Source organism: Dietzia sp. NPDC055343, from assembly GCF_053645265.1.
Window position 1 is genome coordinate 41,868 of the sequence record NZ_JBSHMJ010000020.1, and the last position, 22,121, is coordinate 63,988.

The 22,121-nt window shown below is 69.8% G+C and carries 19 protein-coding genes; 8 read left to right on the plus strand and 11 right to left on the minus strand.

What is annotated here, in order from left to right:
* Nucleotides 1-33 precede the first annotated feature (33 nt).
* The gene (locus ACWIE7_RS11140; protein WP_454069273.1) at nucleotides 34-1,251 is read left to right on the plus strand and encodes a sensor histidine kinase; all 1,218 of its coding nucleotides are present in this window, start codon (nucleotides 34-36) and stop codon (nucleotides 1,249-1,251) included.
* Nucleotides 1,248-1,877 (plus strand): response regulator, encoded by a 630-nt coding sequence (locus tag ACWIE7_RS11145; protein WP_454069274.1) that lies wholly within the window; start codon nucleotides 1,248-1,250, stop codon nucleotides 1,875-1,877. Before ACWIE7_RS11140 ends, ACWIE7_RS11145 begins: the two co-directional genes overlap by 4 nt.
* A 43-nt stretch (nucleotides 1,878-1,920) precedes the next feature.
* Here ACWIE7_RS11145 and ACWIE7_RS11150 read toward each other — a convergent pair whose 3' ends face one another.
* On the minus strand, nucleotides 1,921-2,826 hold the full coding sequence (locus ACWIE7_RS11150) for a hypothetical protein (protein ID WP_454069275.1): 906 nt from the start codon (nucleotides 2,824-2,826) through the stop codon (nucleotides 1,921-1,923).
* 17 nt (nucleotides 2,827-2,843) lie between these two features.
* A complete protein-coding gene (locus ACWIE7_RS11155; protein ID WP_454069276.1) occupies nucleotides 2,844-3,467 on the minus strand; it encodes a hypothetical protein in 624 nt (207 codons plus the stop codon).
* A gap of 236 nt (nucleotides 3,468-3,703) precedes the next feature.
* Here ACWIE7_RS11155 and ACWIE7_RS11160 point away from each other — a divergent pair, with 236 nt between their 5' ends.
* The gene (locus ACWIE7_RS11160; RefSeq protein WP_454069277.1) at nucleotides 3,704-6,337 is read left to right on the plus strand and encodes a putative bifunctional diguanylate cyclase/phosphodiesterase; all 2,634 of its coding nucleotides are present in this window, start codon (nucleotides 3,704-3,706) and stop codon (nucleotides 6,335-6,337) included.
* Nucleotides 6,338-6,351: 14 nt separating this feature from the next.
* On the opposite strand, the gene ACWIE7_RS11165 is transcribed toward ACWIE7_RS11160, so the two are convergent.
* From ACWIE7_RS11165 to ACWIE7_RS11175, 3 genes are read right to left on the minus strand one after another with little or no spacing between them, the layout of a single operon-like run.
* Nucleotides 6,352-7,977 carry an NERD domain-containing protein gene (locus ACWIE7_RS11165; RefSeq protein WP_454069278.1) on the minus strand — a complete coding sequence of 542 codons (1,626 nt, stop codon included), beginning with the start codon at nucleotides 7,975-7,977 and terminating at the stop codon, nucleotides 6,352-6,354.
* A 52-nt stretch (nucleotides 7,978-8,029) separates the two neighbouring features.
* Entirely contained in the window at nucleotides 8,030-8,779 is a 750-nt protein-coding gene (locus ACWIE7_RS11170) for a class I SAM-dependent methyltransferase (protein ID WP_454069279.1), read from the minus strand.
* Nucleotides 8,776-9,744 (minus strand): NAD(P)/FAD-dependent oxidoreductase, encoded by a 969-nt coding sequence (locus ACWIE7_RS11175; RefSeq protein ID WP_454057046.1) that lies wholly within the window; start codon nucleotides 9,742-9,744, stop codon nucleotides 8,776-8,778. The genes ACWIE7_RS11170 and ACWIE7_RS11175 overlap by 4 nt, the downstream gene beginning before the upstream one ends.
* A 105-nt stretch (nucleotides 9,745-9,849) precedes the next feature.
* Here ACWIE7_RS11175 and ACWIE7_RS11180 point away from each other — a divergent pair, with 105 nt between their 5' ends.
* The 5 genes from ACWIE7_RS11180 (at nucleotide 9,850) to acnA (ending at nucleotide 15,531) form a co-directional block, all read left to right on the plus strand.
* Entirely contained in the window at nucleotides 9,850-10,467 is a 618-nt protein-coding gene (locus ACWIE7_RS11180; protein WP_452100187.1) for a helix-turn-helix domain-containing protein, read from the plus strand.
* 127 nt (nucleotides 10,468-10,594) lie between these two features.
* Nucleotides 10,595-11,197: a biotin transporter BioY gene (locus ACWIE7_RS11185; RefSeq protein WP_452100188.1), complete on the plus strand. Its 603-nt coding sequence runs from the start codon at nucleotides 10,595-10,597 to the stop codon at nucleotides 11,195-11,197.
* 79 nt (nucleotides 11,198-11,276) lie between these two features.
* Complete coding sequence (locus ACWIE7_RS11190; protein WP_454069288.1) at nucleotides 11,277-11,954, plus strand: energy-coupling factor ABC transporter ATP-binding protein; 678 nt, start codon at nucleotides 11,277-11,279, stop codon at nucleotides 11,952-11,954.
* A complete protein-coding gene (locus ACWIE7_RS11195) occupies nucleotides 11,955-12,554 on the plus strand; it encodes an energy-coupling factor transporter transmembrane component T family protein (protein WP_452100189.1) in 600 nt (199 codons plus the stop codon).
* Between the two features lie 148 nt (nucleotides 12,555-12,702).
* Complete coding sequence (gene acnA, locus ACWIE7_RS11200) at nucleotides 12,703-15,531, plus strand: aconitate hydratase AcnA (protein WP_454069280.1); 2,829 nt, start codon at nucleotides 12,703-12,705, stop codon at nucleotides 15,529-15,531.
* A 95-nt stretch (nucleotides 15,532-15,626) separates the two neighbouring features.
* On the opposite strand, the gene ACWIE7_RS11205 is transcribed toward acnA, so the two are convergent.
* The 6 genes from ACWIE7_RS11205 to ACWIE7_RS11230 all read right to left on the minus strand — a co-directional run bounded on the left by ACWIE7_RS11205 (nucleotide 15,627) and on the right by ACWIE7_RS11230 (nucleotide 21,906).
* Nucleotides 15,627-16,673 carry an oxygenase MpaB family protein gene (locus ACWIE7_RS11205; RefSeq protein WP_452100191.1) on the minus strand — a complete coding sequence of 349 codons (1,047 nt, stop codon included), beginning with the start codon at nucleotides 16,671-16,673 and terminating at the stop codon, nucleotides 15,627-15,629.
* A 105-nt stretch (nucleotides 16,674-16,778) separates the two neighbouring features.
* Nucleotides 16,779-17,726, minus strand: coding sequence for a siderophore-interacting protein (locus tag ACWIE7_RS11210; protein WP_454069281.1), 948 nt, complete (start codon nucleotides 17,724-17,726; stop codon nucleotides 16,779-16,781).
* Nucleotides 17,723-18,523, minus strand: a complete 801-nt coding sequence (locus ACWIE7_RS11215) for an ABC transporter ATP-binding protein (RefSeq protein ID WP_452100207.1) — start codon at nucleotides 18,521-18,523, stop codon at nucleotides 17,723-17,725. The genes ACWIE7_RS11210 and ACWIE7_RS11215 overlap by 4 nt, the downstream gene beginning before the upstream one ends.
* A 110-nt stretch (nucleotides 18,524-18,633) precedes the next feature.
* Entirely contained in the window at nucleotides 18,634-19,692 is a 1,059-nt protein-coding gene (locus ACWIE7_RS11220) for a FecCD family ABC transporter permease (protein WP_454069282.1), read from the minus strand.
* On the minus strand, nucleotides 19,689-20,798 hold the full coding sequence (locus tag ACWIE7_RS11225; protein ID WP_452100194.1) for a FecCD family ABC transporter permease: 1,110 nt from the start codon (nucleotides 20,796-20,798) through the stop codon (nucleotides 19,689-19,691). Before ACWIE7_RS11225 ends, ACWIE7_RS11220 begins: the two co-directional genes overlap by 4 nt.
* Before the next feature lie 4 nt (nucleotides 20,799-20,802).
* On the minus strand, nucleotides 20,803-21,906 hold the full coding sequence (locus ACWIE7_RS11230) for an iron-siderophore ABC transporter substrate-binding protein (protein ID WP_454069283.1): 1,104 nt from the start codon (nucleotides 21,904-21,906) through the stop codon (nucleotides 20,803-20,805).
* Between the last annotated feature and the right edge of the window lie 215 nt (nucleotides 21,907-22,121).

A 22,121-nucleotide genomic window follows, 5' to 3' on the forward strand; every position in this document is an offset into this window, starting at 1 on the left:
GCGGGCCTCGCCGAAGCGACTAGCGTCGTCGGCGTGACCTCTGTGCCCGCGCCCGACATGGAGCTCCCGCCCGAGTCCGCGGGGGTGCGCGCGGTGTTGGCGCAGCTGCAGGTGGCGTTGCACACGTTGGTGGCCGCGTTGCTGGTCCTCACGCTGGTCAGCGCGCATCGTGACGCAGCCGGCGAGCCCAATCTCCCGGCCGTGGCCGCGGCGATCGGGTTTGCGGCCGCGTACGTGGCCGGGACGGTGTGGGAGCGGCGGCGGCACACCGGCCGTGCCGCCCGGCTCGGATGGTTGGCCGCCGTCCTCGCCTTGTGGGCGGCATTGGTGGTGCAGGTCCCGGAGGCCGCCTACCTGGTTTTCCCGCTGTTCTTCCTCGCGCTGTTCCTGCTCGGTTCCTGGGCCGGGGCGGCGGCGGTCGCGGGCCTGGCCGCGGTCGCGGTGGTCGCACTGGGCGTGCATAACGGCTTCACACCCGCCGGCGTGGTGGGGCCCGTCGTCGGCGCACTCGTCGCCCTGGGGCTGGCCGCCGGGGTCCGGGCGCTGTACCGCGAGTCCCAGGCACGTCGCGAGGTGATCGCCGAACTGGTGGCCGCCCGATCCGAGCTCGCCTCGAGGGAGCGGGAGGTGGGCCGTGAGACCGAGCGGGCCCGTCTGGCGGGCGAGATCCATGACACCGTGGCGCAGGGCCTGGCCAGCATCGGGATGCTGCTGCACGCCGCCGAGCGCGCCGACCCGGGGCATCCCGCGATCGAGCAGATCCGCCTGGCCCGCGAGGTGGCCGGTGAGAACCTCACCGAGACCCGGCGGCTGATCGAGGCACTGCGACCGGCACCGCTGGAGGGGGTCTCGCTCGACGGCGCACTGCACCGGGTGGCCGGGCGGGTCCGTGCGGAACACCCGCGGGTGGAGGTGTCGGTGACGGGCGAACTGCCCGCGGAGCCGCCGGCCGAACTCGCTGCGGTGTCAGTGCGTGTGGCGCAGGAGGCCCTGGCCAACGCGGTCAAGCACGGCACGCCTTCGCGGATCGGGATGACGATCGCCGAATCCGCCGACCACATCGCGCTGACGGTCACGGACGACGGCCGCGGATTCGACCCGGAGGCCCCGCGGGCGGCCGCCTCCTTCGGCCTCGACGGTATGGCGCGTCGCGTGGCCGACCTGGGCGGGACGCTCACCGTCGACTCCGAGGTGGGCCGGGGCACGACGGTGCGAGCGGTGTTGCCGTTGCCGGTGGAGAGGACGAGATGACGACGACGATCCGGATTCTGATCGCCGACGATCACGCGGTGGTACGCACCGGCCTGCGGGCGCTCCTGGCCTCCGACCCGGCGATCGAGGTGCTGGCCGACGTCTCCGAGGCTTCAGCCGCGGTGGAACGTTCGCGGGTCGGGGACGTGGACGTGGTTCTCATGGACCTGCGATTCGCCGGCGATGCCACCGCCGGCGTCCGCGCCACGGCCAGTCTCCGCGAACTCCCCGACCCGCCGCAGGTATTGGTGTTGACCAGCCACGACACCGATGCAGACATCGTGGGCGCGATCGAGGCAGGGGCGTGCGGATACCTGCTCAAGGACGCCGGGCCCGACGAGCTCCTCGGCGCGGTTTACGCCGCGGCGGCCGGGGAGAGTGCGCTCTCCCCCACCGTCGCGGCGACTCTCATGGGCCGGTTACGCAACCCCCGGCCGGCCCTGACCGAGCGCGAGGCGGAGGTCCTGCACGCGGTGGCCGAGGGGTCGACCAACCGGCAGGTGGCGGCCTCTCTACATGTGTCCGAGGCGACCGTGAAGACCCATCTGGTGCATGTTTTCGACAAGCTCGGGGTGACGTCTCGGACGGCCGCGGTGGCCCGGGCCCGCGAACTCGGCCTGCTGTAGGCGGCTCCTAGGCGATCGTAAGCGACAATGCCGACCCCGATCGTCAGCATGCCCCGCCCGTCAGGCCGGGCATCATCGGTGCGAGCCTGTCGGCCATCGTGGTCAGCGCCGCGACCCCGGCCTCGAATGTGGGGGCCTCGACGGCCATTGCCACCGCCAGATCGCCGCCTGCACCGGGCACCACGCCGAACTGCCGGACGAGATACCCGCCATCGTCGCCCGGCCCCCATCCACCCTTGAAACGGGCCCCTGGGATCCCGCCAAGCCCCCAGCGCTGATCAGATGAGATCTGCGCCATCAGATCCACGACGCGGGCGGAGCCCTCGAGGCATGGCAGTCCCGCCGCGAATCGGGCCTGGTCGACCAGCGACCACCGGGTCTGACCGAAAATCGAGTAGCCGGCGCGGATAGGGACCGACGGCACCTGTGAGACCGTGTCCCCACCTTCGGCCAGAACGGCCATGAGGGTCGAGGCCGCAGATTGCCCCCCGCCGAGAGCGGACCACAGCGATTCAGCGGCCTGGTTGTCCGACGTCGTGATCGCCGACGCCGACCATTCCAACAACTGTGGGTCGGAGCGAGCGACCGCGACGGCGAGCGGCACCTTGATGGTCGACCAGGCGACCCCTGTCTTCCATGCCCCCGCAGCAGTGACCCCTCCGTGGTCACCAACCGGAGCAACAGCCACTCCGGCCGGGAGAGAGATCGGAGCCACCACCGTCGCGAGCTCGGCATCGACCACATCGGCCGACGGAGCGGGTGTGGGCCCGCCGGTCGCAGAGGGCACCACCGGCGGGGTCTCCGCGAATTCCGCCGGAGCGCCCACTCCACCCTGGACCGGGGCTCCCGTCACGGTGGCCACGGTCTCGGTGACCACCACGGGCTCCCCCGAGCCGCCGGGGCCGGCACAGCCCGCGGAAGCGAGAACTGCGGCCAGGGCGAGCGCCACTGCGCGATTATGGGGCATCAGTAGATGTAGACGACCGCGTTGTTCCCGCCGGTGCACGTGACGACGGCACCGCCGGAGCAGGACATCGTGTATCCGGATCCGGTCACCGGACTGTATGCCCGAACGGTCATGGACCCGCCGTTGCCGCCAGACCCGATGTACTCTCCCCAGACCGATTCGGCGAACTCGCACGAGGTCACTGACGAGCCCACGGCCACGGAGTTATATCCGGCCGACCCGCTGGTCCAGCACTCGTATGCACCCGCCGGCCGACCCGCCGGCGCCGGCCGGGCGGGCTGGACGGGCTGTGCGGGCTGGACGGTCGGTGCCGATTCCCCGCCGGGCTCACCCGCCGACTCAGCGGGCGCGGTCGCCGTCACGGAAACCGTCGAGGTGGCCGCCCCCTCCGAGCTGCCCATGAGACGTGGGGTGACGAAGAACGCCGCGGCGACCAGCAGACCGACCAACAGCGCGACGAGCAGAGTGATCACCACGACCACCGGGGTCGACATCCCCGGCCTGGGCGGCAGTGGCCCGTACCCCTGCGGATTCTGCTGCACGGGACCGAACTCGGACGTGGGCGGGTTGTTGTTCGGCCCACCGGACTGGCCGTTCCACCCCTCCGACGAGTATTGGTTCATGTCGTTGCTCCCTGTCTACGGTCGTGCACCGACCCGGGGACCGGGAGCAGCGCCGTCGATGACCGACCTCTTACGAAGAATGAGCTTATGTCAGCAGGGTATATAGGACATTGCAACTGCCATTTCGGCGGCGGAACTGCGGTCTATCCAGCCGGGCGTCGCGGCCCGGACCAGGACCGATTGTTAGGCTCGGTGCACGCGTTTCCGTTCTGACCAGTCATCCCGGGAGCCATCTGATGCCGATGTTGACGACCCCGTCTCGTGTCGCAGCATGGCGCATCACCGCGTTCGCCATCGCGGTGACGGCCGCCGCGGGGGTGGGACGGGTGGGCTTCTATCAGGAATCCGGTCTCGCGCTCTACTGGCCCGCCGCGGGAGTGATCGTCCTCTGGGCTCTCACCATCAGGTCCAGGATCGAATACGTCGCCTTCGTGGCTCTCACGATGGTGATCCTGTCGATACTCAATCTCCGGACCGGGTTCGAGCTCTCGGAGGCGCTGCTGCTGTCGCTGTCGAACGTGGCGCTGGGCCTGATCACCCGATGGACCTCGCTGGCATTAGTGCCGCTCGGTCGACGTTTCGGGCTGCGGGCCGCGGTGCCCAGCTCGGATCGCTCGCACACGATCATCGCCCGGATGGCGGTCACCTACGACGTGTTCCGACTCTTCGGCGCCGCCTTCGTGGGGGCGTCGCTCGCCTGGGGCGTCACGGCGCTCGGCCTCATCGCCGACGGCAGAAGCCCGACGTTCGTCGACGGCGCGGTCTGGGTGGTCCGGAGCCTGGCCTCCGTCATGCTCATCACCAGTACCGGGCTCGCCCTGATGCATCGTCCCGGATACCGGCGCGAAACCAAGGCCGTCGATACGATTTTCGCGTTCGCCCTCACGATCGTGTTCGCCGCCATCGCACAGGTGATGAGCCCGTATCTCCCGTTGGCGATGATGATCCTGATCCCCCTCTTCTGGAGTGGGGTCCGCTCCACCACGTCGGTGGCCGCGCTGCACGCCGTTTTCACCACGGTGACCCTCCTCGCGATGGTCGCAGGCACCCGTGGCGCCGTGTTCGGACTCGAGTACAGCACGCTGGCGTTGTCGGCCCGCCTGCATCTGATGGTGATCCTGACATTCCTCATCTCCCTGGTGGTGGCCACGGCGGTCAACGAGTTCGTCCGGCTCAACGCCGATCTGACCGCTCTCGCGGACACGGCCGGTCGCCGCGAGACCGCACTGCGGACCGTCACCGAGACGATCCCGGACGCACTGCTGACGGTTGACCAGCACGGCAGGGCCACCCCGCTCAACACGAGCGGCACGACGTTCGTCCGCGCTGACGGTGAAGGGCACCTGCAGCTCGTATCCTGGCCAGGGCACCGTCCCGCAGAACAGCCGGACCTCACTCCCTCAGCGCGCGCGCTCCGCGGTGAGACCGTGGTAGCCGAGCCGTTCATCTTCACCGACAGGTCCGGGACACAGCGGACCTTCGAGCTGACCGCCGCGCCGCTGTTGCCGGAGGAGAGTGAAGATTCCGAGCGGGCGCTGCTCCTCATCCGGGACGTCTCGGAGAACCATCGGTTCCTGAGCGAGCTCGAACGACTTGCCAACAGTGACCCGTTGACGGGGCTGCCCAACCGCCGACGCTTCGACAAGGCCCTCGCGGAGCACATCGCCGACCGGGGCCCCACCGGCGGAGTGCTCGTCTTCGACCTGGACGGCTTCAAGAACATCAATGACACCTTCGGTCACGCCTTCGGCGACGGAGTGTTGATCGATATCGCCGGAATCCTCACAGACACGACCGACGACGCCGACGTCCTCACCCGTCTCGGAGGCGATGAGTTCGCCATCCTGGTCCCCGACGGCGACAGAGAACGCCTCGAGTCGCTCGCCACCGCGCTGGTCGACCGGACCCGGGAGTACTCGCGCACCCTGGACGGGGCGGGCCGGGAACTGTCCGTCTCCGTTGGCGGGGTGACGATCGCCTCCGCCATGGCGAGAGGGGTCGCGCCGTTGGTGGCGGCCGACCGGCTCATGTACGACGTCAAATACTCGGGTCGAGACAACATCGTGATCCTCGGCGACCACGATGCGCCGGAGGACCGGATAACCTCGCCGTACGAGTGGAAGGTGCGGCTGGAGAAGGCACTACTCGGCGACGATCTGCAGCTGCACCTCCAGCCGATACTCGACGTCGAATCGGGCCGGATCGTGGGTGCGGAAGCCCTCGTCCGCCTGCTCGACGACGGCCGGGTGGTCCCACCGTCCCAGTTCGTTCCGATCGCGGAACGATCCGGAATCATCACGCAGATGGACATCTGGGTGGTCAGAGAGGCCATCCGCATGATCGCGCGGCTCCGGGAGCTCGACGAGGACCTGTCCATCTGGATCAACTTCTCTGCCCACTCGATCGGCAGCACCGACCTCGAGCGGGTGTTGTTCGAGGAGTCCGACGCGCGCGGTGTTCCGCCGTCCGCGGTGGTGCTCGAGCTCACGGAGACGGCGAAGCTCTACGAAGTAGCGGCAGCTCGGACCTATGCGAAACGCGTGCGCGACCGCGGGTTCCGGCTCGCGATCGATGACTTCGGTACCGGCTTCGGCTCGCTGCTCTACATGAAGATCATGCTCTTCGACTACGTGAAGATCGACGGAGAGTTCATCGCCAACCTTGATTCGTCCACGACGGACAGGGCGATCGTGCGTTCACTTGTCGATCTGGCCGGCAAGCTCGGCATGGACGTGGTGGCCGAGCACGTGGGCTCGGACGCCGTCCTCGACGTGGTCCGAGACGAGGGGATCCACCTCGCCCAGGGCTTCGGGATCGGCCGCCCCTACCCCGAAGCCGAATTCGTGCGCAGATTCCTACAGGGCCGCTGATACCCACACCTCATTCATGTCCCGGGCAGTCCGATACCGCCGGTGGACACCACGACGAGAACGTCCGTCGCCCGGGACAGCCCGACGTAGACGCGCTCGCGCAGCCTGTCCATGCCCGCGTGGTGGTTGCACACCAGGACCACGGCGGGGCGCTCGAGACCCTTGAAGCCCAGGACGTGACCGTAGAAGATGTCCTCGCCGTCCCAGAAGGTCTCCCAGTAGGCGTCGTTTCCCTCCTGCTGGAGTTCCACCTGCATCGGGTGGCGGGATCCCGTGGTCAGCAATGCCACATCACGTGGCTGCCAGCCCCCGTCGAGCAGTCGTATCGCCTCGTCATCCGCCGCGGCGATGAGGTCCCGGCCCTCGGGCACGTCGACGTGCCTCACCGCCGGCCCCGTTCCTCCGCGTAGCTCCATCCGCTGTCCGACAAGCGGCAGGAATTCCGAGGCGATCTGGCGGGTGTTCCGCAGGTTGTGGTCGAGCACCAACGGCACCAGGTCGACGGGCGGGCGACCGGGGCGCTCGAACACGCTCTGACCGGCGTCACCGACGATCATCAGCCGACCGTTCTCCCGGTCCCGGAGTGCGCTGATGACGGGCCGCCACCACTCATCGGCGAAGTCCTGGGCCTCGTCGACGATCACCGCGTCGAACTTCTTGCCCTCGGGCAGCCGGTCGGCGAGCTCCGCCATCAGTCGCGGAAGTTCCACCTCCCACCAGTGCACGGTCTCCTCTGAGCGGACGCGCTCGTCGGGACCGGCGGGCGCGCCCCACTCCACGCCGAGCGCATGGAATTCGCCCACGTAGGCGGGCTGCTCACGCCGACGCCACCCGGAGGTGACGCGCTTGAGGTAACCGGCCAGGCCGTGCGAGTAGCAGATCAGGGCGACCCGCTGCCCCGACCGCGACAGCCGTCGAGCCTGTTCCAGCGCGAGAAAGGTCTTGCCGCTCCCGGCCCCGCCGCGTATCTCCACGCGCGGCAACGCATCGACGGCCCGGAGCAGCACCGACTGTTCGCGGGTGAGGGCATCCGCGATGTCGGCGTTCTCCGAAGCCCTGGCCACCACGTCACGCTGCGGCAGCCCTCGTCCGCCGAGCACCTCCGCGAGACGGTCGACCGTGGCCGGCTCCAGGAACGGTCTGTCCTGGGGACCCGAGTCCCGGGCGAGGCGGTAGGCGATGGTCGCGACGTGATCCAGCTGGCCGCGGTCGGCGATCCGGTTGCGTTGGATCTCGGGAAGAGCGAAATCGTCGGGGATCGAGGCGTTGGGGAACACGAGCATGTGGGTCCAACGCTGATACTGATCCGGCCACCGGGGGTCGGCGCTGACGAAGCCCCGGAGCGCATACAGCGCGTCCCTGCACTGCGTGACCGGATCGATCAGGTGCTGCTTGGTGCCGCTCCCCTGCACCCACCGTCCGTCCTCCACCGTGATCTGGCCGGCCTTGACCTCCATCGCGACGATCCCCGCGCCGGGCATCGCGACAAGGATGTCGACTTCGTGTTCCTTCTCGTCCGTGGAGATGCGCTGGCCCACGATGACGAGACTGTCCTCGGACAACTGATTTCTCAGGAGCTCGACGACCGTCTCCTCGGACGGATGACCGTAGACGGGGTGAGCGGGAAGGACTCGAGCCATACAACAGGGATACCCCAGCCCTGCCCGGTGGCGCCGTGGCGCCGTGAACTCCTCAGCTACGTCGGGTGGCCCTGACGACGACGTCGTGCACCGTCACCGCACGCCCTCCGGGACCTCGCATCTCGCGCGGTCCCTCCTCCGCGGTGGCGATCACCCAGCGGTCGGCTGTCAGCCGCTCGGCGATCGCGGCCCCGGACGCCGAGGCCTCGGCGGGCGGGGTCGACTCGCCTTCGTGGCCAAGCCCGCCGCTTCGGCTGTGGTTGTGGCCGTCGCCATGGCCGTGCCCGTGCCCGTGCCCATGGCCGTGGCCGTGGCCGTGCCCATGGCCGTGGCCGTGGCCGTGGCCGTGATCTCCCCGGTGCAGATGCCCCACGATGAACAGTGTCCCGCCGGGCTTGACCCAGTCCGCGATCCGCTCGTAGAAGTCGAGCTGCGGCATCGCCGGATGCGCATAGTGGGTGGTGACCAGATCGAAACGAGTCCCAGGCTCCCACGTCGACAGGTCCGCCTGCACCCAGGAGATGCGGTCCCCGGCATCGGTGCCCGCGGCGCGAACGGCTGCCCGCTCGAGCGCTTCGGCGGCGATGTCGGCCGCAGTGACCTGCCATCCCTGCGAAGCCAGCCAGATGGCTTCCGCGCCGGCCCCGCATCCGGCTTCGAGCGCCGACCCCGGGCGCAGCCCCGAGACCTCGCGGATCAGATGCGGATTGGGCGCGCTGCCGGTCATCGCCGACGCTCGACCATCATCCTCGCCGCCCGACCAGACGTCGTCCCAGTACTGACGATCGAAGTCGTGTGTCATCGGTGTGCCCCACTTCCCTGTGCCTCGACGGCGCGCTCGAGATCAGCCATGATCAGCATGGCGTTGATGTGCTGCGCCGCCCGGGTGCCCTGCGCGGCCGACAGTCCGACCTGCGCCATGACGTCCGCACAGTTTCCGGCGGCCCAGACTCCGGGGACCGAGGTGGCGCCGAAGTCGTCGACCTTGATGAACGAACCCACCGGGTGATCGTCCACCTCCAGCCCCAGAGCGCCGAAGGAATCGGTCCGGACGTCCAGCCGGGTGCTGACCACCACCGCGTCGAGGTCTGTCACCCCGCCCTCGGCGGTGTCGTCGTCGACCCTGACGCCGACCACGCGCCCACCGTCGGACTCCACCCGCGAGATCTCCCCCTCGACGATCGGGATCCCCAGCGCCTCCATGTTGCGGCGGTCCCCGTCGTCGACCGGTCGGCCGCCGGCGAAGTAGGTGACGCGGGGACTCCACTGGTGGAACATCACGGCCTGGTGACCGGACATCGGGCCGGTCGCCAGGACACCGATCCGCCGGTCGCGGACCTCCCAGCCGTGGCAGTAGGGGCAGTGCAGGACCCCGTTGCCCCACTGCTCGCGCAACCCCGGGATCGCGGGCAGCTCGTCCGCGACGCCGGTCGCGATGAGCAGGGTCCGGGCCGGCAGGACGGTGCCGTCACGCAGGGACACCTCGAAACCGTCACCGACGGCGCGGGCGTCGACAACCTCACCGGCGCGGATCTCGCCGCCGTACCCCTCGACCTCCTCACGGCCGCGCGCGACGAACTCGGACGGGTTCATCCCCTCCCGCGCGAGCAGCCCGTGCACGCCTTCGGCCGGAGCGTTGCGCGGCTCGCCCGCGTCCACCACCGTCACACTGCGGCGAGCGCGCGCCAGTGTGACCGCTCCGCTCAACCCCGCAGCGCCTCCGCCGATCACCACCACATCCCTGGTTTCGTCTCCCCTGCCAGACATAGACACTCCCGTCACCCTGGGCCGCCTGACGCGCGCCGCTCCACTGACAATGGCCCGCGTAGCCAGAATGTGCAAGATCCCTTGCCGGAGTGGCAAACTGTCAGCATGAGCGCCATTGACGACAGGTCAGGCCCCGCCACGGGCGACCCGGACATCCGGACCCTCGACGCGGTGGGACCGCGCCTCAAGCAGTTGAGACAGCGCCGGAACCTCACCCTCTCCGACCTCACCGAACGGACCGGAATCTCCAGCAGCACGCTGTCCCGGCTCGAATCCGGCGGACGCAGGCCCACCCTCGAACTCCTCCTCCCGCTGGCCCGCGCGCACGGCGTCACCCTGGACGAGCTCGTCGACGCCCCGCCCACCGGCGACCCACGCGTGAACATGCGCCCCATCGCGACCGACTACGGCGCGACCGTGATCCCCCTCAGCCGGCGGCCCGGCGGGATCCAGGCCTACAAGTTCGTACTACCGCGGGGAAGGGACGACGACGAGCCGCATATGCATGTGCATGACGGATACGACTGGGTGTTCGTCCTCGACGGGCGCCTCCGGCTGGTCCTGGGTGAGCACGATCTGATCCTCAAGCCCGGCGAAGCCGCCGAGTTCGACACCCGCACCCCGCACTGGTTCGGCGCCACCAGCGCGGGCCCCGTGGAGTTTCTCAGCCTCATCGGCAAGCAGGGCGAACGGGCCCACGTGCGCGCTTCCCCGGCACACTGATCGCGGCCGGGGCGCGGCGATGCGTCAGCCCGACGGATCCACCCCGGATGTGCGCTGCACCACCGCATCCTGACACAATGAACACTGTTCAGGTCGCGCCGCGGCCGCCACGCGTCCAAGGAGTGTCATGAGCATGTCGATCGACAGGGCTCCCGCCCGCAGCGCCACCCGCGATCTCGCGCAGATCGCGGTGTTCGCCGCCCTCATCGTCGTCCTCGGCCTCCCCGGCCAGATCAGCATCGGCTCGGCAGGCGTACCCATCACCCTCCAGACGCTCGGCGTGATGCTGGCCGGCTCATTGCTCGGCTGGCGGAAGGGAGTGCTCTCGGTTCTCGCCGTGATGGTGATCGGCCTGGCACTGCCGGTGCTCGCCGGCGGCCGCACGACGCTGACGTCCCTTGCCAGCCCGACCGCTGGCTTCCTCATCGGCTGGATCCCCGCGGTCATCGTGATCGGTCTGCTGACCGCCTGGCTCATGCCGCGCTACCGCCTCATCCCGGGCCTGCTCATCAACATCCTCGGCGGCATCGTCGTGATCTACGCCTTCGGTGTGGCCGGCATGCTGCTGCGCACCGACCTCACGATGGGCGCCGCCATCGCCGCGAACGGCGTGTTCCTGCCCGGCGACCTGGCCAAGGCGATCGTCACCGCGGTGGTGGCCCAGCAGGTCCACAAGGCGCGCCCGGGTCTCATCGCGCCACTGCGGCGACGCCGCCCGGCGGCGGCGTAACGTACCCGGCGTGACCGATCCCAGCTCGCCGCGGCCCGCGTCGTCGAATCAGGCGGAACCGACGGACACCGGGGTCGAGATCCGGTTCAGCGACGTCGGCCACGACTACGGCGACCGCACGGTCCTGTCCGGCGTCGACCTGAGCCTGACCGAGCGCCGAATCGGGATCGTCGGCGTCAACGGCGGCGGCAAGTCCACCCTGGCGCGGATGATCAACGGACTCGTCGTCCCCACCTCCGGCACCGTCACCGTCGATGGACTCGACACCCGCCGCAAAGGCGCGAAGGTCCGTCGCAAGGTGGGCTTCTGCTTCACGGATCCGGACACCCAGATCGTCATGCCCACGGTGGCGGAGGACGTGGATTTCTCCCTCCGCCGTTCGGGATTGTCGAAGGAGGAGCGACGACGACGCGTCGACCGGGTACTCGACACCTACGGCCTGGCCGGGCACGCCGACCATCCCTGCCATCTGCTCTCCGGCGGCCAGAAACAGCTGCTCGCCCTGGCCGCGGTCCTGGTCATGGAGCCCGCGCTGGTCGTTGCGGACGAGCCCACCACGCTGCTCGACCTACGCAACCGGGCGCTGGTCGCGGAAACGTTCGCCGCCCTGCCCCAGCAGCTGGTCGTGGTCACGCACGACCTGGACCTGGTCGCCGACTTCGACCGCGTTCTTGTGGTCGACGGCGGGCGCGTGGTGATCGACGATTTCCCCGGCCCGGCGCTGGCCGGGTATCGCCGCATCGCGCTGGAGCGCTAGATGTTCGCCACCTACCAGCCGGGGAACTCGCTTCTGCACCGGCTTCCGGCGGGATGGAAGATCCTGCTGGTGTGCCTCCTGATCGTGGCGGTCTCGGTCATGGTCCGCGAGCCCTGGCATGTCCTCCCCGCCCTGGCCATGACGGTGGCGTTGTACGCGATCGGTCGGATCCCGCCGCGCGCCGCATGGGACCAGGTTCGCCCCGTGCTGCCGATGCTCATCGCGATCCTCGCTCTGCAGTGGATCGTCGCCGATCTCGATACCGCCCTTCGCGTGACCGGGGCACTGCTGGTCGCGGTCGCGGTTGCGGGGCTCGTGGCGCTGACGACCCGCGTCTCGGACATGCTCGATGCCGTCACCCGCGCAGCCGGGCCGCTTCGCCACGTCGGCGCCTCCCCGGACCGGGTCGCCCTCGTACTCGTCCTGACGATCCGCGCGATCCCGCTACTGGCTCGGCAGCTACGCCAGGTCACCGAGGCCCGGAAGGCCCGCGGCCTGGGGATGTCGATCCGTGCGCTCGTCGTTCCCACCGTTCTCGGCGCGCTCACCACCGCGGATCAGCTGGGCGATGCGCTGGCCGCGCGCGGCGTCGACGACTGAACCTCCTCGGCCGCCGAGCCTGACCGGTGTCCTTTCACACGAGGCAGGCCTACCGTGGGATGTGACTGAACTCACTAGAAAGGCGACCGGCGGCTCGGAGACCCCGGCCGCCCCGGCTGTCGCCGGACGCATGGAAGGTGGACGTGCGATGTCACTGAACAAGGCGGAAGCAGGGCCCGACAGCTTCGGGGCCCGAGGCGAACTCTCGGTCGGTGGGACCTCCTACGAGATCCACCGGCTCGACCGGATCGAGGGTTCCGGGCGACTCCCGTATTCACTGAAGGTCATGCTCGAGAACCTCGTGCGCAACGAAGACGGACGCCTGGTGACCGCCGCGCAGATCGAGGCGCTCCGCGACTGGCAGCCGGAATCCGAGCGCAATCCCGAGGTCCAGTTCACACCGGCACGTGTGCTCATGCAGGACTTCACCGGCGTGCCCTGCGTGGTCGACCTGGTCGCCATGCGCGACGCGATGACCGAACTCGGCGGGGAGCCGTCCACGATCAATCCGCAGATCCCGGCCGAGCTGGTCATCGACCACTCCGTGATCGCCGATTCGTTCGCCAGGCCCGACTCTTTCGGCATCAACGCCCAACTCGAATTCGAGCGCAACCAGGAGCGGTACCAGCTACTGCGCTGGGGGCAGCAGTCCTTCGACGACTTCCTCGTGGTTCCGCCCGACACCGGCATCTGTCACCAGGTCAACCTCGAGTACCTGTCCCGCGTCGTCTTCACCCGAGAGGGAGCCGGGAAGCGGCAAGCGTATCCGGACACCCTCGTGGGCACCGACTCACACACCCCGATGGTCAACGGCTTGGGAGTGCTGGGCTGGGGTGTCGGCGGCATCGAGGCCGAGGCGGCCATGCTCGGACAGCCCATGAGCATGCTGATCCCCCAGGTCGTCGGTATCCGGCTCAGCGGCGAGCTGCAGGAGGGCACCACCGCGACCGATCTCGTACTCACGGTCGCCGAGCTTCTGCGCGGTCTCGGTGTGGTCGGCAAGTTCGTCGAGTTCTTCGGGCCCGGTGTCGCCAATGTCCCGCTCGCCACGCGAGCCACCATCGGCAACATGAGTCCGGAGTACGGCTCCACGGCCACGATGTTCCCCGTCGACGCCGAGACGCTCGACTACCTGCGCCTGACCGGCCGTGAGGACCACCAGATCGAGCTGGTCGAAGCCTACGCACGCGAGCAGGGCCTGTGGCACGACCCCGACCACGTACCCGATTTCACGCGCGTGGTGGACCTGGACCTGGCGACCGTCGAGCCGTCCATCTCCGGTCCTCGACGCCCCGAGGACCGCATCCCCCTCGGCGACGCCCCCCGGACTGTCCTCGGACTGCTCGCGGGCGAGTACGAGAAGTCCGACTACGACGAAGGCGGCGTCGACGACACGTCGGCCGACTCCTTCCCTGCCTCCGATCCGGTCTCCCCGGGCGCCAAGCCCGGAAGAGACGCGCCTCCCCGGCACCTGTCCGAGGAGCAGCTCACCGCGAACGAGAAGCTCGGTTGGCCGAGCGACCCGACCGAGGTGGTCATCGACGGCACCGAGGCGATCGTCGACCACGGAGACGTGGTGATCGCCGCGATCACCTCGTGCACGAACACGTCCAACCCGTCGGTCATGCTCGGTGCGGCCCTGCTGGCGAAGAAAGCCGTCGAGCGCGGACTGCGGACCCGGCCGTGGGTCAAGACCACCCTCGCGCCGGGCTCACGCGTCGTCACCGACTACTTCGAGCGCTCCGGGCTCACGCCGTATCTCGAGGAGCTCGGGTTCCACCTGGTCGGCTACGGCTGCACCACGTGCATCGGAAACTCCGGACCGCTCATCCCCGAGGTCAGCGCCGCCGTCAACGACAAAGACCTCAACGTCTCGTCGGTACTGTCGGGAAACCGCAACTTCGAGGGTCGGATACACCCCGAGGTCAAGATGAACTTCCTCGCCTCCCCGCCGCTGGTGATCGCCTACGCACTGGCTGGCAGTCTGCACACCGACCTCCTCACCGAGCCGCTCGGCAGGAACAACGACGGCGAGGAGGTGTACCTCCGCGACATCTGGCCCAGCAGCGCGGAGATCAAGGAGGCTGTCGAGGCCAACGTCGAGGCGGCGATGTTCACCGAGGGCTACTCGGATGTCTACGCCGGTGACGACAACTGGCGCGGCATGCACATCCATGAGGGGGACGTCTACGACTGGGACGACACGTCCACCTATATCCAGCGGCCGCCGTACTTCGACGGGATGGAGGCCGAGCCGGCACCGATCCGCGACATCGCCGGCGCACGGGTGCTCGCCAAGCTGGGTGATTCGGTGACCACTGACCACATCTCCCCGGCCGGCGCGATCAAACGTGACAGCCCGGCCGGGAGGTATCTCATCGACCAGGGCGTCGACCCGAAGGACTTCAACTCCTACGGTTCGCGCCGCGGCAACCACCACGTGATGATCCGCGGCACGTTCGCGAACATCCGGCTCCGCAACGAGCTCGTCCCGGGTGTCGAGGGCGGCGTCACCAAGCACTGGACCAGCGGCGATCAGATGAGCATCTTCGACGCCGCAATGGCCTACCAGGACGAGGACGTCCCCCTGGTCATTATCGCGGGCGCCGACTACGGCTCCGGTTCCTCCCGTGACTGGGCCGCCAAGGGGACCACCCTGCTCGGCGTCAGAGCGGTACTCGCGGTCTCCTACGAGCGCATCCATCGTTCCAACCTCATCGGGATGGGAGTGCTGCCGCTGCAGTTCCCCGACGGGCAGGACGCGGAGTCGCTGGGACTCACCGGCGACGAGGTGTATTCCGTCACCGGACTGGAAGGTGCCGACGGCGTCCCGGACGAGGTCACGGTCACCGTCGAGAAGGACGGGCAGTCCCGCGAGTTCTCGGCCACCGTGCGGATCGATACCCCGGCCGAGGAGGCGTACTACGTCAACGGCGGCATCCTGCCCTACGTGGTGCGTCAGCTGCTCCGCGCGTGACCTGAGCCGACCGGCTCCACCGCCGGCCGGCTCCACCGCGGCCCGCGCAGCTCGCTGTCGCGGTTACGTGCCACGTCGTCGTCCCGGGCTGTCGCTCACCCCGCCCGCGCCGCCGGCGCCACGAACTCGAGCGGCGCATCGTGGTGGTTGTGCTCGTACGGGGCGAGAGCCTCGTCAGCGCCGCGAGCCGCGAGCTGGTCCGCATACTGCTCGAGCGGCGTGCGCGGATCGCCGAACTTCTTGCGTGCCTCCGAAGGCGAGTAGACGCTCGAGGACTCGGCCGGCAGCCCACGGATATGGCCCGTGAGCACCGGACCCCCGCGCGGGGCGACCCGTTCGAGGAACCACATCTGTACCCGTGGACTGCGGGCGAGGGCGGCCATCCCGGGCCGGATCACAGCGGTCACGGCGGTGTCGGCGAGCCTCGACTGCCGCACGCCCATGAGCGGCCGCATCCACCGCGGGTACGTGGCGATCACGCCGGAGCGGATCACCGGTCCCAGCACCGCCCGCATCGGTGCCGGCAGCGCGGCGAAGATGGTCCGCATGCCATCGAGGATGAAGTCGATGTTGTGCACCGCGATCTCCGACGAGGCGAGCCGGTCGCGCCAGTCGTCGAAGTACTTCTGGACCTCGCCCCGGGACGTCGGGACGTCGTCGAGGCGGATGGGCTGCACGGCAGCGGCGATCGCGCACTCTCGCCAGTACTCGGTCTCCTCGGCGCGGGAGAGCCTGCCGGGGCCGTACTTCTCGTAGACGTAGAGGATCGAGTGCCAGGCCGTCATGTGGATCCACAGCTGGGAGTCCGGGTCGTTGGAGTCGAATGTCCCGCCGGTCACGGGGTTCGGGCCGTGGGCGCGGGCGTGGACCTTCATGAGGACGTCCGAGGACTTGATCACCGACGCGGCGTCCCCGAACAAGACCGTGGCGAAGTACTGCACGGTCCGGTCGTAGCGCAGTGCGGGCCGCTGGAGCACCTGGCCACTGGCGTCGACCGCCGCGGTGAGATCGGGATCGAGGTGCTCGATGGTGACCGCGCGGATGAAGCCGAGCAAAGCGGAGGTCGGGTACGCCCACACCCGGCGCGCCACCGAATCGGCGGGGAAGAGGCCTTCGTCCGGGCGAAGGTACTGACTCGTCATGGTTGACACCACCCTAGGTTTTGTCCAGACGGTCACGTGACCGTAGCACCGTGGAGTGGTCTACGCCACTACTCGCGCCACTACTCCCACCACTGGCCGGGCCCCCTAGGACTCGGCGGCACCGCGCCGCCAGTAGCCCATGAAAGCCACGGAGCCCTTTGCGATCCCGGCCGCGTCCACGGCGAGCCTGCGCATCGCCTTGACCAGCCCGGCCTCGCCGGCGAGGAACACATACGGGTCGCCCTCCGACACGGCCGTGGCCGGCTGCCACTCACGCTCGGAGGGCCGGTGACCACCCATCACGGTCTCGACGCACCCCGCGCTCAGGTCGAGGACGCCCGCCAGGTGACGGAGCACTGCCTCACCGGGCTCACCCGACCGTGCCAGGACAGTGACGAACCCGGGCGCGCCGTCCGCCATCGCGACCACATCACCCTCGGTGGGCACCTCGATCACGATGCTCACCTGGCGCGCAGCCGAGGCGCCGGCATGCTCGGTCCCGGCCGGTCCTGCCGCGAGCTCGTCGGCGATCGCCAGCAATGCGGGCGCGGCGGTCTCGTCCCCCGCGCACACGATGCGTCCTGCCTGTCCGGGCGCCCAGGCGGCCCACGGCGCGTGCCCCCGCCCGGGGCCGGCGATCCGCAGCTCGTCCCCTACCGCGACGCCGCGTGCCCAGCCGGAGCCGGGCCCCTCGTCGTCACCGGGGTGGACAACCATATCGATGGTCAGGGCGGGCACCTGCTCGCCGTCGAGGTCCACCGTGTCGGCCCGCCGCACCGTGTACGTACGCATCCAGCCCCGCTCTGCCTCCGGCAGGGCGAGCCAGGCCCGGATGTCCTCCGGATTTGGAACGACCCCGGGCCCGCCCGGCGGCGGGATGAAGAGCTTGACGTACGCGTCGGCCACGGTTCCCGGGTCCACCACATCGGCGGACCACCTCAGCAGGTCGGGACCGGCCACGACGAGCCGGATGTACGACTGACCCATACGTCGCACGTCGATCACCCGGGTCTCCGAGCACACGATCGGCGCCTCTACAGCCATAGCGGTCATGCTGTCCCCTTCCGTCGGCTCCGTGGCAGCACCACGGGATGTCCCGTCACCGGGTCGGTGATGATGTCTGCGTCGAGGTCGAACACCCTGCGCAGGGTCTCGCGCGTGATCACCTCGTCGGGCGGCCCGGCGGCCACCACGCCGCCCTCGGCGACCGCCACGAGATGATCCGCGACGCGCGCGGCGAGACTGAGCTCGTGCAGGACGGCCACCACGGTTCGCCGTCCGGCACCGGGCTCGCGCGACCCGCCGGGCATCGGCAGATCGTGGACCAGGTCCAACACGTCGAGCTGGTGCGCGAGATCCAGGAACGAGCACGGCTCGTCCAGCAACAGGGTGGGCGTCGACTGGGCCAGCACGAGCGCCACCCAGACGCGCTGCCGCTGCCCGCCGGACAGCTCATCGACCCGGCGATGCGCCAGTCCGGCCGTGTCGGTCAGCGTCAGCGCTTCGGCGACGACCCCCTCGTCGTCGTCACCACCTCCCCACCACCGGCGGTGAGGATGCCGCCCCCGGGCGACCAACTCGGCGACCGTGAGCCCCTCCGGCACCAACGGCGACTGCGGCAGGAACGCCACCGACCGGGCATGCTCGCGCGCCTTGATCCTGGCCAGGTCCCGCCCGGCGACCTCGATCGTTCCCGACATCGGGTGCAGATGGCGGCCCAGCGCGCGCAGGATGGTGGACTTGCCGCAGCCGTTGGCGCCGATGAGGACGGTGGTCCGGCCTGCGGGGATATCGAGGTCGAGATCGCGGATCACCGGGTCTGCGCCGTATCCGAGCGTCAGACCCCGCATGCGGAAAGCGGGCTGTGCCTCCGGCCCGGCCGCGGATGCCGGACGAGAGGATGTCTCTGCGGCGGGCGTGGACGTCGGCGCGCGGTCGGCGGTGTTCGCGGGAAGGGTCATCAGACCACCTTTCTCGAGCGCAGGAGGATCCACAGCATGGCGGGGGCGCCGAGCGCGCCGGTCACCACGCCGGTGGGCAGGTCGACGGTGCTCAGCGCCTCGGAGGCCACGATGTCGGCTGCCACGACGATCACCGCGCCGACCAGCGCGGCGGTGAGCAGGCGGGGCCGTCCGCGGCCGAGCGCACCGGCGATGGGGGTGGACAGTAGTGCGACGAAGGCGAGCGGCCCCGCTACAGCTGTAGCGGCAGCGGCGAGCATCGTGCCCACCCCGAGGGCGGCGGCGCGGGTCGGCGCGGGGCGTGAGCCCAGGCCCACGGCGAGTTCGGGGCCCAACTCGGCGGGCCGGAGCGCCGAGTGCAGCCACACCCCCGCAGGGATGAGCAGGACCAACGTCGCGGCGAGCCAGGTGATCCGCTGGCCGGAGGCACCGGAGAGCGATCCGACCGTCCACACCGCGGCCTCCTGAGCGCCGCTGAGTGTCAGACGGGCGATGAGCTGGGTGACCACGGCGGTGCCGAGCGCGGCGACGGCCACGCCGCCCAGCAGGAACCGTTGGCCGACGATCCCGGTGCGCCTGCCGGCGGAGGCGGCCAGCACGATCGCCAGCGCCACGCCCGAGCCGACCAGCGCCGCGGGCACGATCGCGATCCCGCGTAGGCCCCACAGGGCCATGCCGGCGACCGCACCGGCCGAGGCCCCGTGCGCGATGCCGAGGATGTCCGGGCTGGCCAGGGGGTTGCCGAGCACGCGGCGGAACAGCGCTCCGGACGCGCCGAACGCGAACCCGGCGAGCGCTCCGAGAACAGCACGCGGAAGCTTGTCCTCCATGACGACGAATGTCGCGCCGGGGATCTGCGCCCCGCCGAGTATCGCCAGGAAGTCGGGGATGGTGACGGTGTAGCGGCCGAGCAGGATCCGCACCGCCATGACGGCGAGGAGCACCACGAGCAGACCGACGACGACACGGAACGCGTGACGCCGTCGGCGCGCGGAGAGCGCGCGGACGATCTGAGCCGTATCGGCGTGCGTCGTCGGCTTGTCGAGTACTGCGGTCACGAGGTGCTCACCCCCTGGCCGGCGCGAAGGAGGGCGATGAGGAACGGGACGCCGATCGCGACGGTCATCACGCCCACCGCGATCTCACCGGGCGGGGCGATGACCCGCCCGGCGGTGTCCGCGATGAGCAGGACGACGGGTCCGACGATCACCGACAGCCCCAGGACCACGCGGTTGCCGACACCCACCAGGCGACGGAGCAGGTGCGGGACGAGCAGTCCGAGGAACGCGATCGGGCCGGCGAGCGCGGTGGCGACCCCGGACAGGATCACCACCCCCGACAGCACGACCGCCCGGCCGGCGGCCGGGCCCACGCCGAGCCCGCGGGCGAGGTCGTCGCCGAGCGCGAGCGCGTCGAGAGTGGCGGCCCCGGCCAGGACCAACACCAGGCCGAGCAGGATGAACGGCAGGGCGGCCCCGATCTCCGGGATCCCGGAGCGGTCCACCGACCCGAGGCCCCAGAAGCGGAAGCGGTCGAGAACTGCGGGCAGGGCGATGACCAGTGACGAGGTCACGGCCGTGCAGCCGGCGGTCACCGCGGCCCCGGCCAGTACGAGACCTGTGCCCGAGTCCGCCCCGAGCCTTCCCGCGCCGGTCACCACCAGTCCGGCGGCGAGGGCGCCCGCAACGGCGAACAGGGAGACGGCCGACGGCGCTGCGGCGGGCGCGAGAGCGAGCCCCAGCACCACTCCGAGCGCGGCGCCGGCGGTGAGGCCGAGCAGCCCCGGGTCACCGAGTGGGTTCCGGGTGGCGCCCTGGAGGCCGGCCCCGGCTACCGCGAGCGCCGCTCCCACGAGGATGGCGGTGATCGTGCGCGGCACCCGTGCGGCCACCACGACCTCGTCCATCGAGGCGTTCGAACCGGGAGCCAGCGCCGCGGCCAGATCGCCGGAGAGCACCTGACCCGGCAGGGCGGTGAGGGCCGACCACACCACCACCGGGTCGACCGTGCGGGCACCGATGAACAGCGACCCCGCGATCGCCACGGCGAGCAACGCCACCGACACCACCGTGCCCACCACTGCCCGACTCGGGCCGTGGTGTGGCGGCCGCGCGGTCACCGGTGTGGTGACCGACGGCGTGGTGGGATCGTCGATGGTGGTCACGTGATCAGGACTGCTGTGCTGCGGTGATGATGTCGGGAACAACGTTGTCGAGCGCCCACGGCAGGCTCAGCGGGGATGCCGCGGAGATCGAGAGCACCTGCTGCTCGTCGGTCTGGAGGACCATCCGACCGGCCTCGACGGCGGGGATCCGGCCGAGCAGTGGGTCGGACTCGATCGCCTCACGCACCTGGGGCGAGGTCGCGTATGTCACGAGGGTGTCCGACTCCAGCTCGTCAGCGCGCTCGGGCGACCAGGACACGGCGAACTCGTCGGGCGACCCGCTGGAGGCCTCGGAGACCACCGGGGACTGGACCATCCCCAGCTCGGTGAGGAATCGGGGGCGGTTGTCGATGTCGGTGAAGGCGTAGATCTTCTCAGCGGCCTCGGGGTCGACGGTTCCATACACGAAGGTCGTCCCCTGGATGTCCGGGTTATCCGTCGCGACCTGCTCGATCTGGGATTCGACATCGGTGATGAGCTCCTCGGCCGCCTCGGACCGCCCGAGGGCCTCACCGATGAGCCGGGTGGAGTCCTGCCACGCGGTGCCGAACGCCACATCGCCCTCGGGCATCGCGATTGTGGGGGCGATCTTGGAGAGCGTCTCGTACTCTTCGGCGGTCATACCGGAGTAGGCGCCCAGGATGAGGTCGGGCTGCAGTGCGGCGATCGCCTCGGTGTTGATGCCGTCGGTCTCGGAGTACAGCTCGGGCATCGTGCCGCCCATCTCCTCGAGCTTCGAGTCGAACCAGTCCGTCGAGCCGGCGGCGTTGGCCCCGAACGAGTTGCGGGGCATCCCGACCGGGACGACGCCCAGCGCGAGCGAGGTGTCGGCGTTGACCCACGAGACGGTGGCGACGCGGGTCGGCGCCTCCGGGATCTCGGTCTCGCCGTAGGCGTGGGTGACGGTCCGTGGGAAGCTCCCCTGGCGCTCGACATCTCCCGTCACCGCCTGGTCACCGCCACCGTCGACCGCACCGGTCGAGCAGCCAGCCACCAGCGCGATGAGGGCGACCATCACACCGAGAACGAGCAGGATGACCCGCCCGCCGGGGCGCGCGGCGCCGGATGGGGCGACGTCGAGCCGGGATCGTGCGGCGGGTGTGGTCATGGGTTCTCCGTCCCTGAGTGTCGCAGCCAGTCCGCTTAGGCTTGGCTAACCTTGGTGTGCGAAACAGTAGAGGCCAGACGGCGCCCGACGCAAGCGCCTTAATGCGCATTCCCACTTCACCTCCCCAACAATGTGATTCATCCCACCCTACCCTTGCTTAGGCAAGCCTAACCTCCCTACCGTTCGCCGGTATCCAAGTCCCCGAGTAGGTCGGA

Excerpts from the sequence above, each read along its gene's own strand:
- ACWIE7_RS11205 (WP_452100191.1), bottom strand. The coding sequence starts at position 16,673 with ATGACGAGTCAGTACCTTCGCCCGGACGAAGGCCTCTTCCCCGCCGAT.
- ACWIE7_RS11175 (WP_454057046.1), bottom strand. The coding sequence starts at position 9,744 with ATGTCTGGCAGGGGAGACGAAACCAGGGATGTGGTGGTGATCGGCGGA.
- ACWIE7_RS11170 (WP_454069279.1), bottom strand. The coding sequence starts at position 8,779 with ATGACACACGACTTCGATCGTCAGTACTGGGACGACGTCTGGTCGGGC.
- ACWIE7_RS11210 (WP_454069281.1), bottom strand. The coding sequence starts at position 17,726 with ATGACCGCTATGGCTGTAGAGGCGCCGATCGTGTGCTCGGAGACCCGG.
- ACWIE7_RS11145 (WP_454069274.1), top strand. The coding sequence starts at position 1,248 with ATGACGACGACGATCCGGATTCTGATCGCCGACGATCACGCGGTGGTA.
- ACWIE7_RS11215 (WP_452100207.1), bottom strand. The coding sequence starts at position 18,523 with ATGCGGGGTCTGACGCTCGGATACGGCGCAGACCCGGTGATCCGCGAT.
- ACWIE7_RS11195 (WP_452100189.1), top strand. The coding sequence starts at position 11,955 with ATGTTCGCCACCTACCAGCCGGGGAACTCGCTTCTGCACCGGCTTCCG.
- ACWIE7_RS11155 (WP_454069276.1), bottom strand. The coding sequence starts at position 3,467 with ATGAACCAATACTCGTCGGAGGGGTGGAACGGCCAGTCCGGTGGGCCG.
- acnA (WP_454069280.1), top strand. The coding sequence starts at position 12,703 with ATGTCACTGAACAAGGCGGAAGCAGGGCCCGACAGCTTCGGGGCCCGA.
- ACWIE7_RS11185 (WP_452100188.1), top strand. The coding sequence starts at position 10,595 with ATGAGCATGTCGATCGACAGGGCTCCCGCCCGCAGCGCCACCCGCGAT.
- ACWIE7_RS11180 (WP_452100187.1), top strand. The coding sequence starts at position 9,850 with ATGAGCGCCATTGACGACAGGTCAGGCCCCGCCACGGGCGACCCGGAC.
- ACWIE7_RS11230 (WP_454069283.1), bottom strand. The coding sequence starts at position 21,906 with ATGACCACACCCGCCGCACGATCCCGGCTCGACGTCGCCCCATCCGGC.
- ACWIE7_RS11165 (WP_454069278.1), bottom strand. The coding sequence starts at position 7,977 with ATGGCTCGAGTCCTTCCCGCTCACCCCGTCTACGGTCATCCGTCCGAG.
- ACWIE7_RS11160 (WP_454069277.1), top strand. The coding sequence starts at position 3,704 with ATGCCGATGTTGACGACCCCGTCTCGTGTCGCAGCATGGCGCATCACC.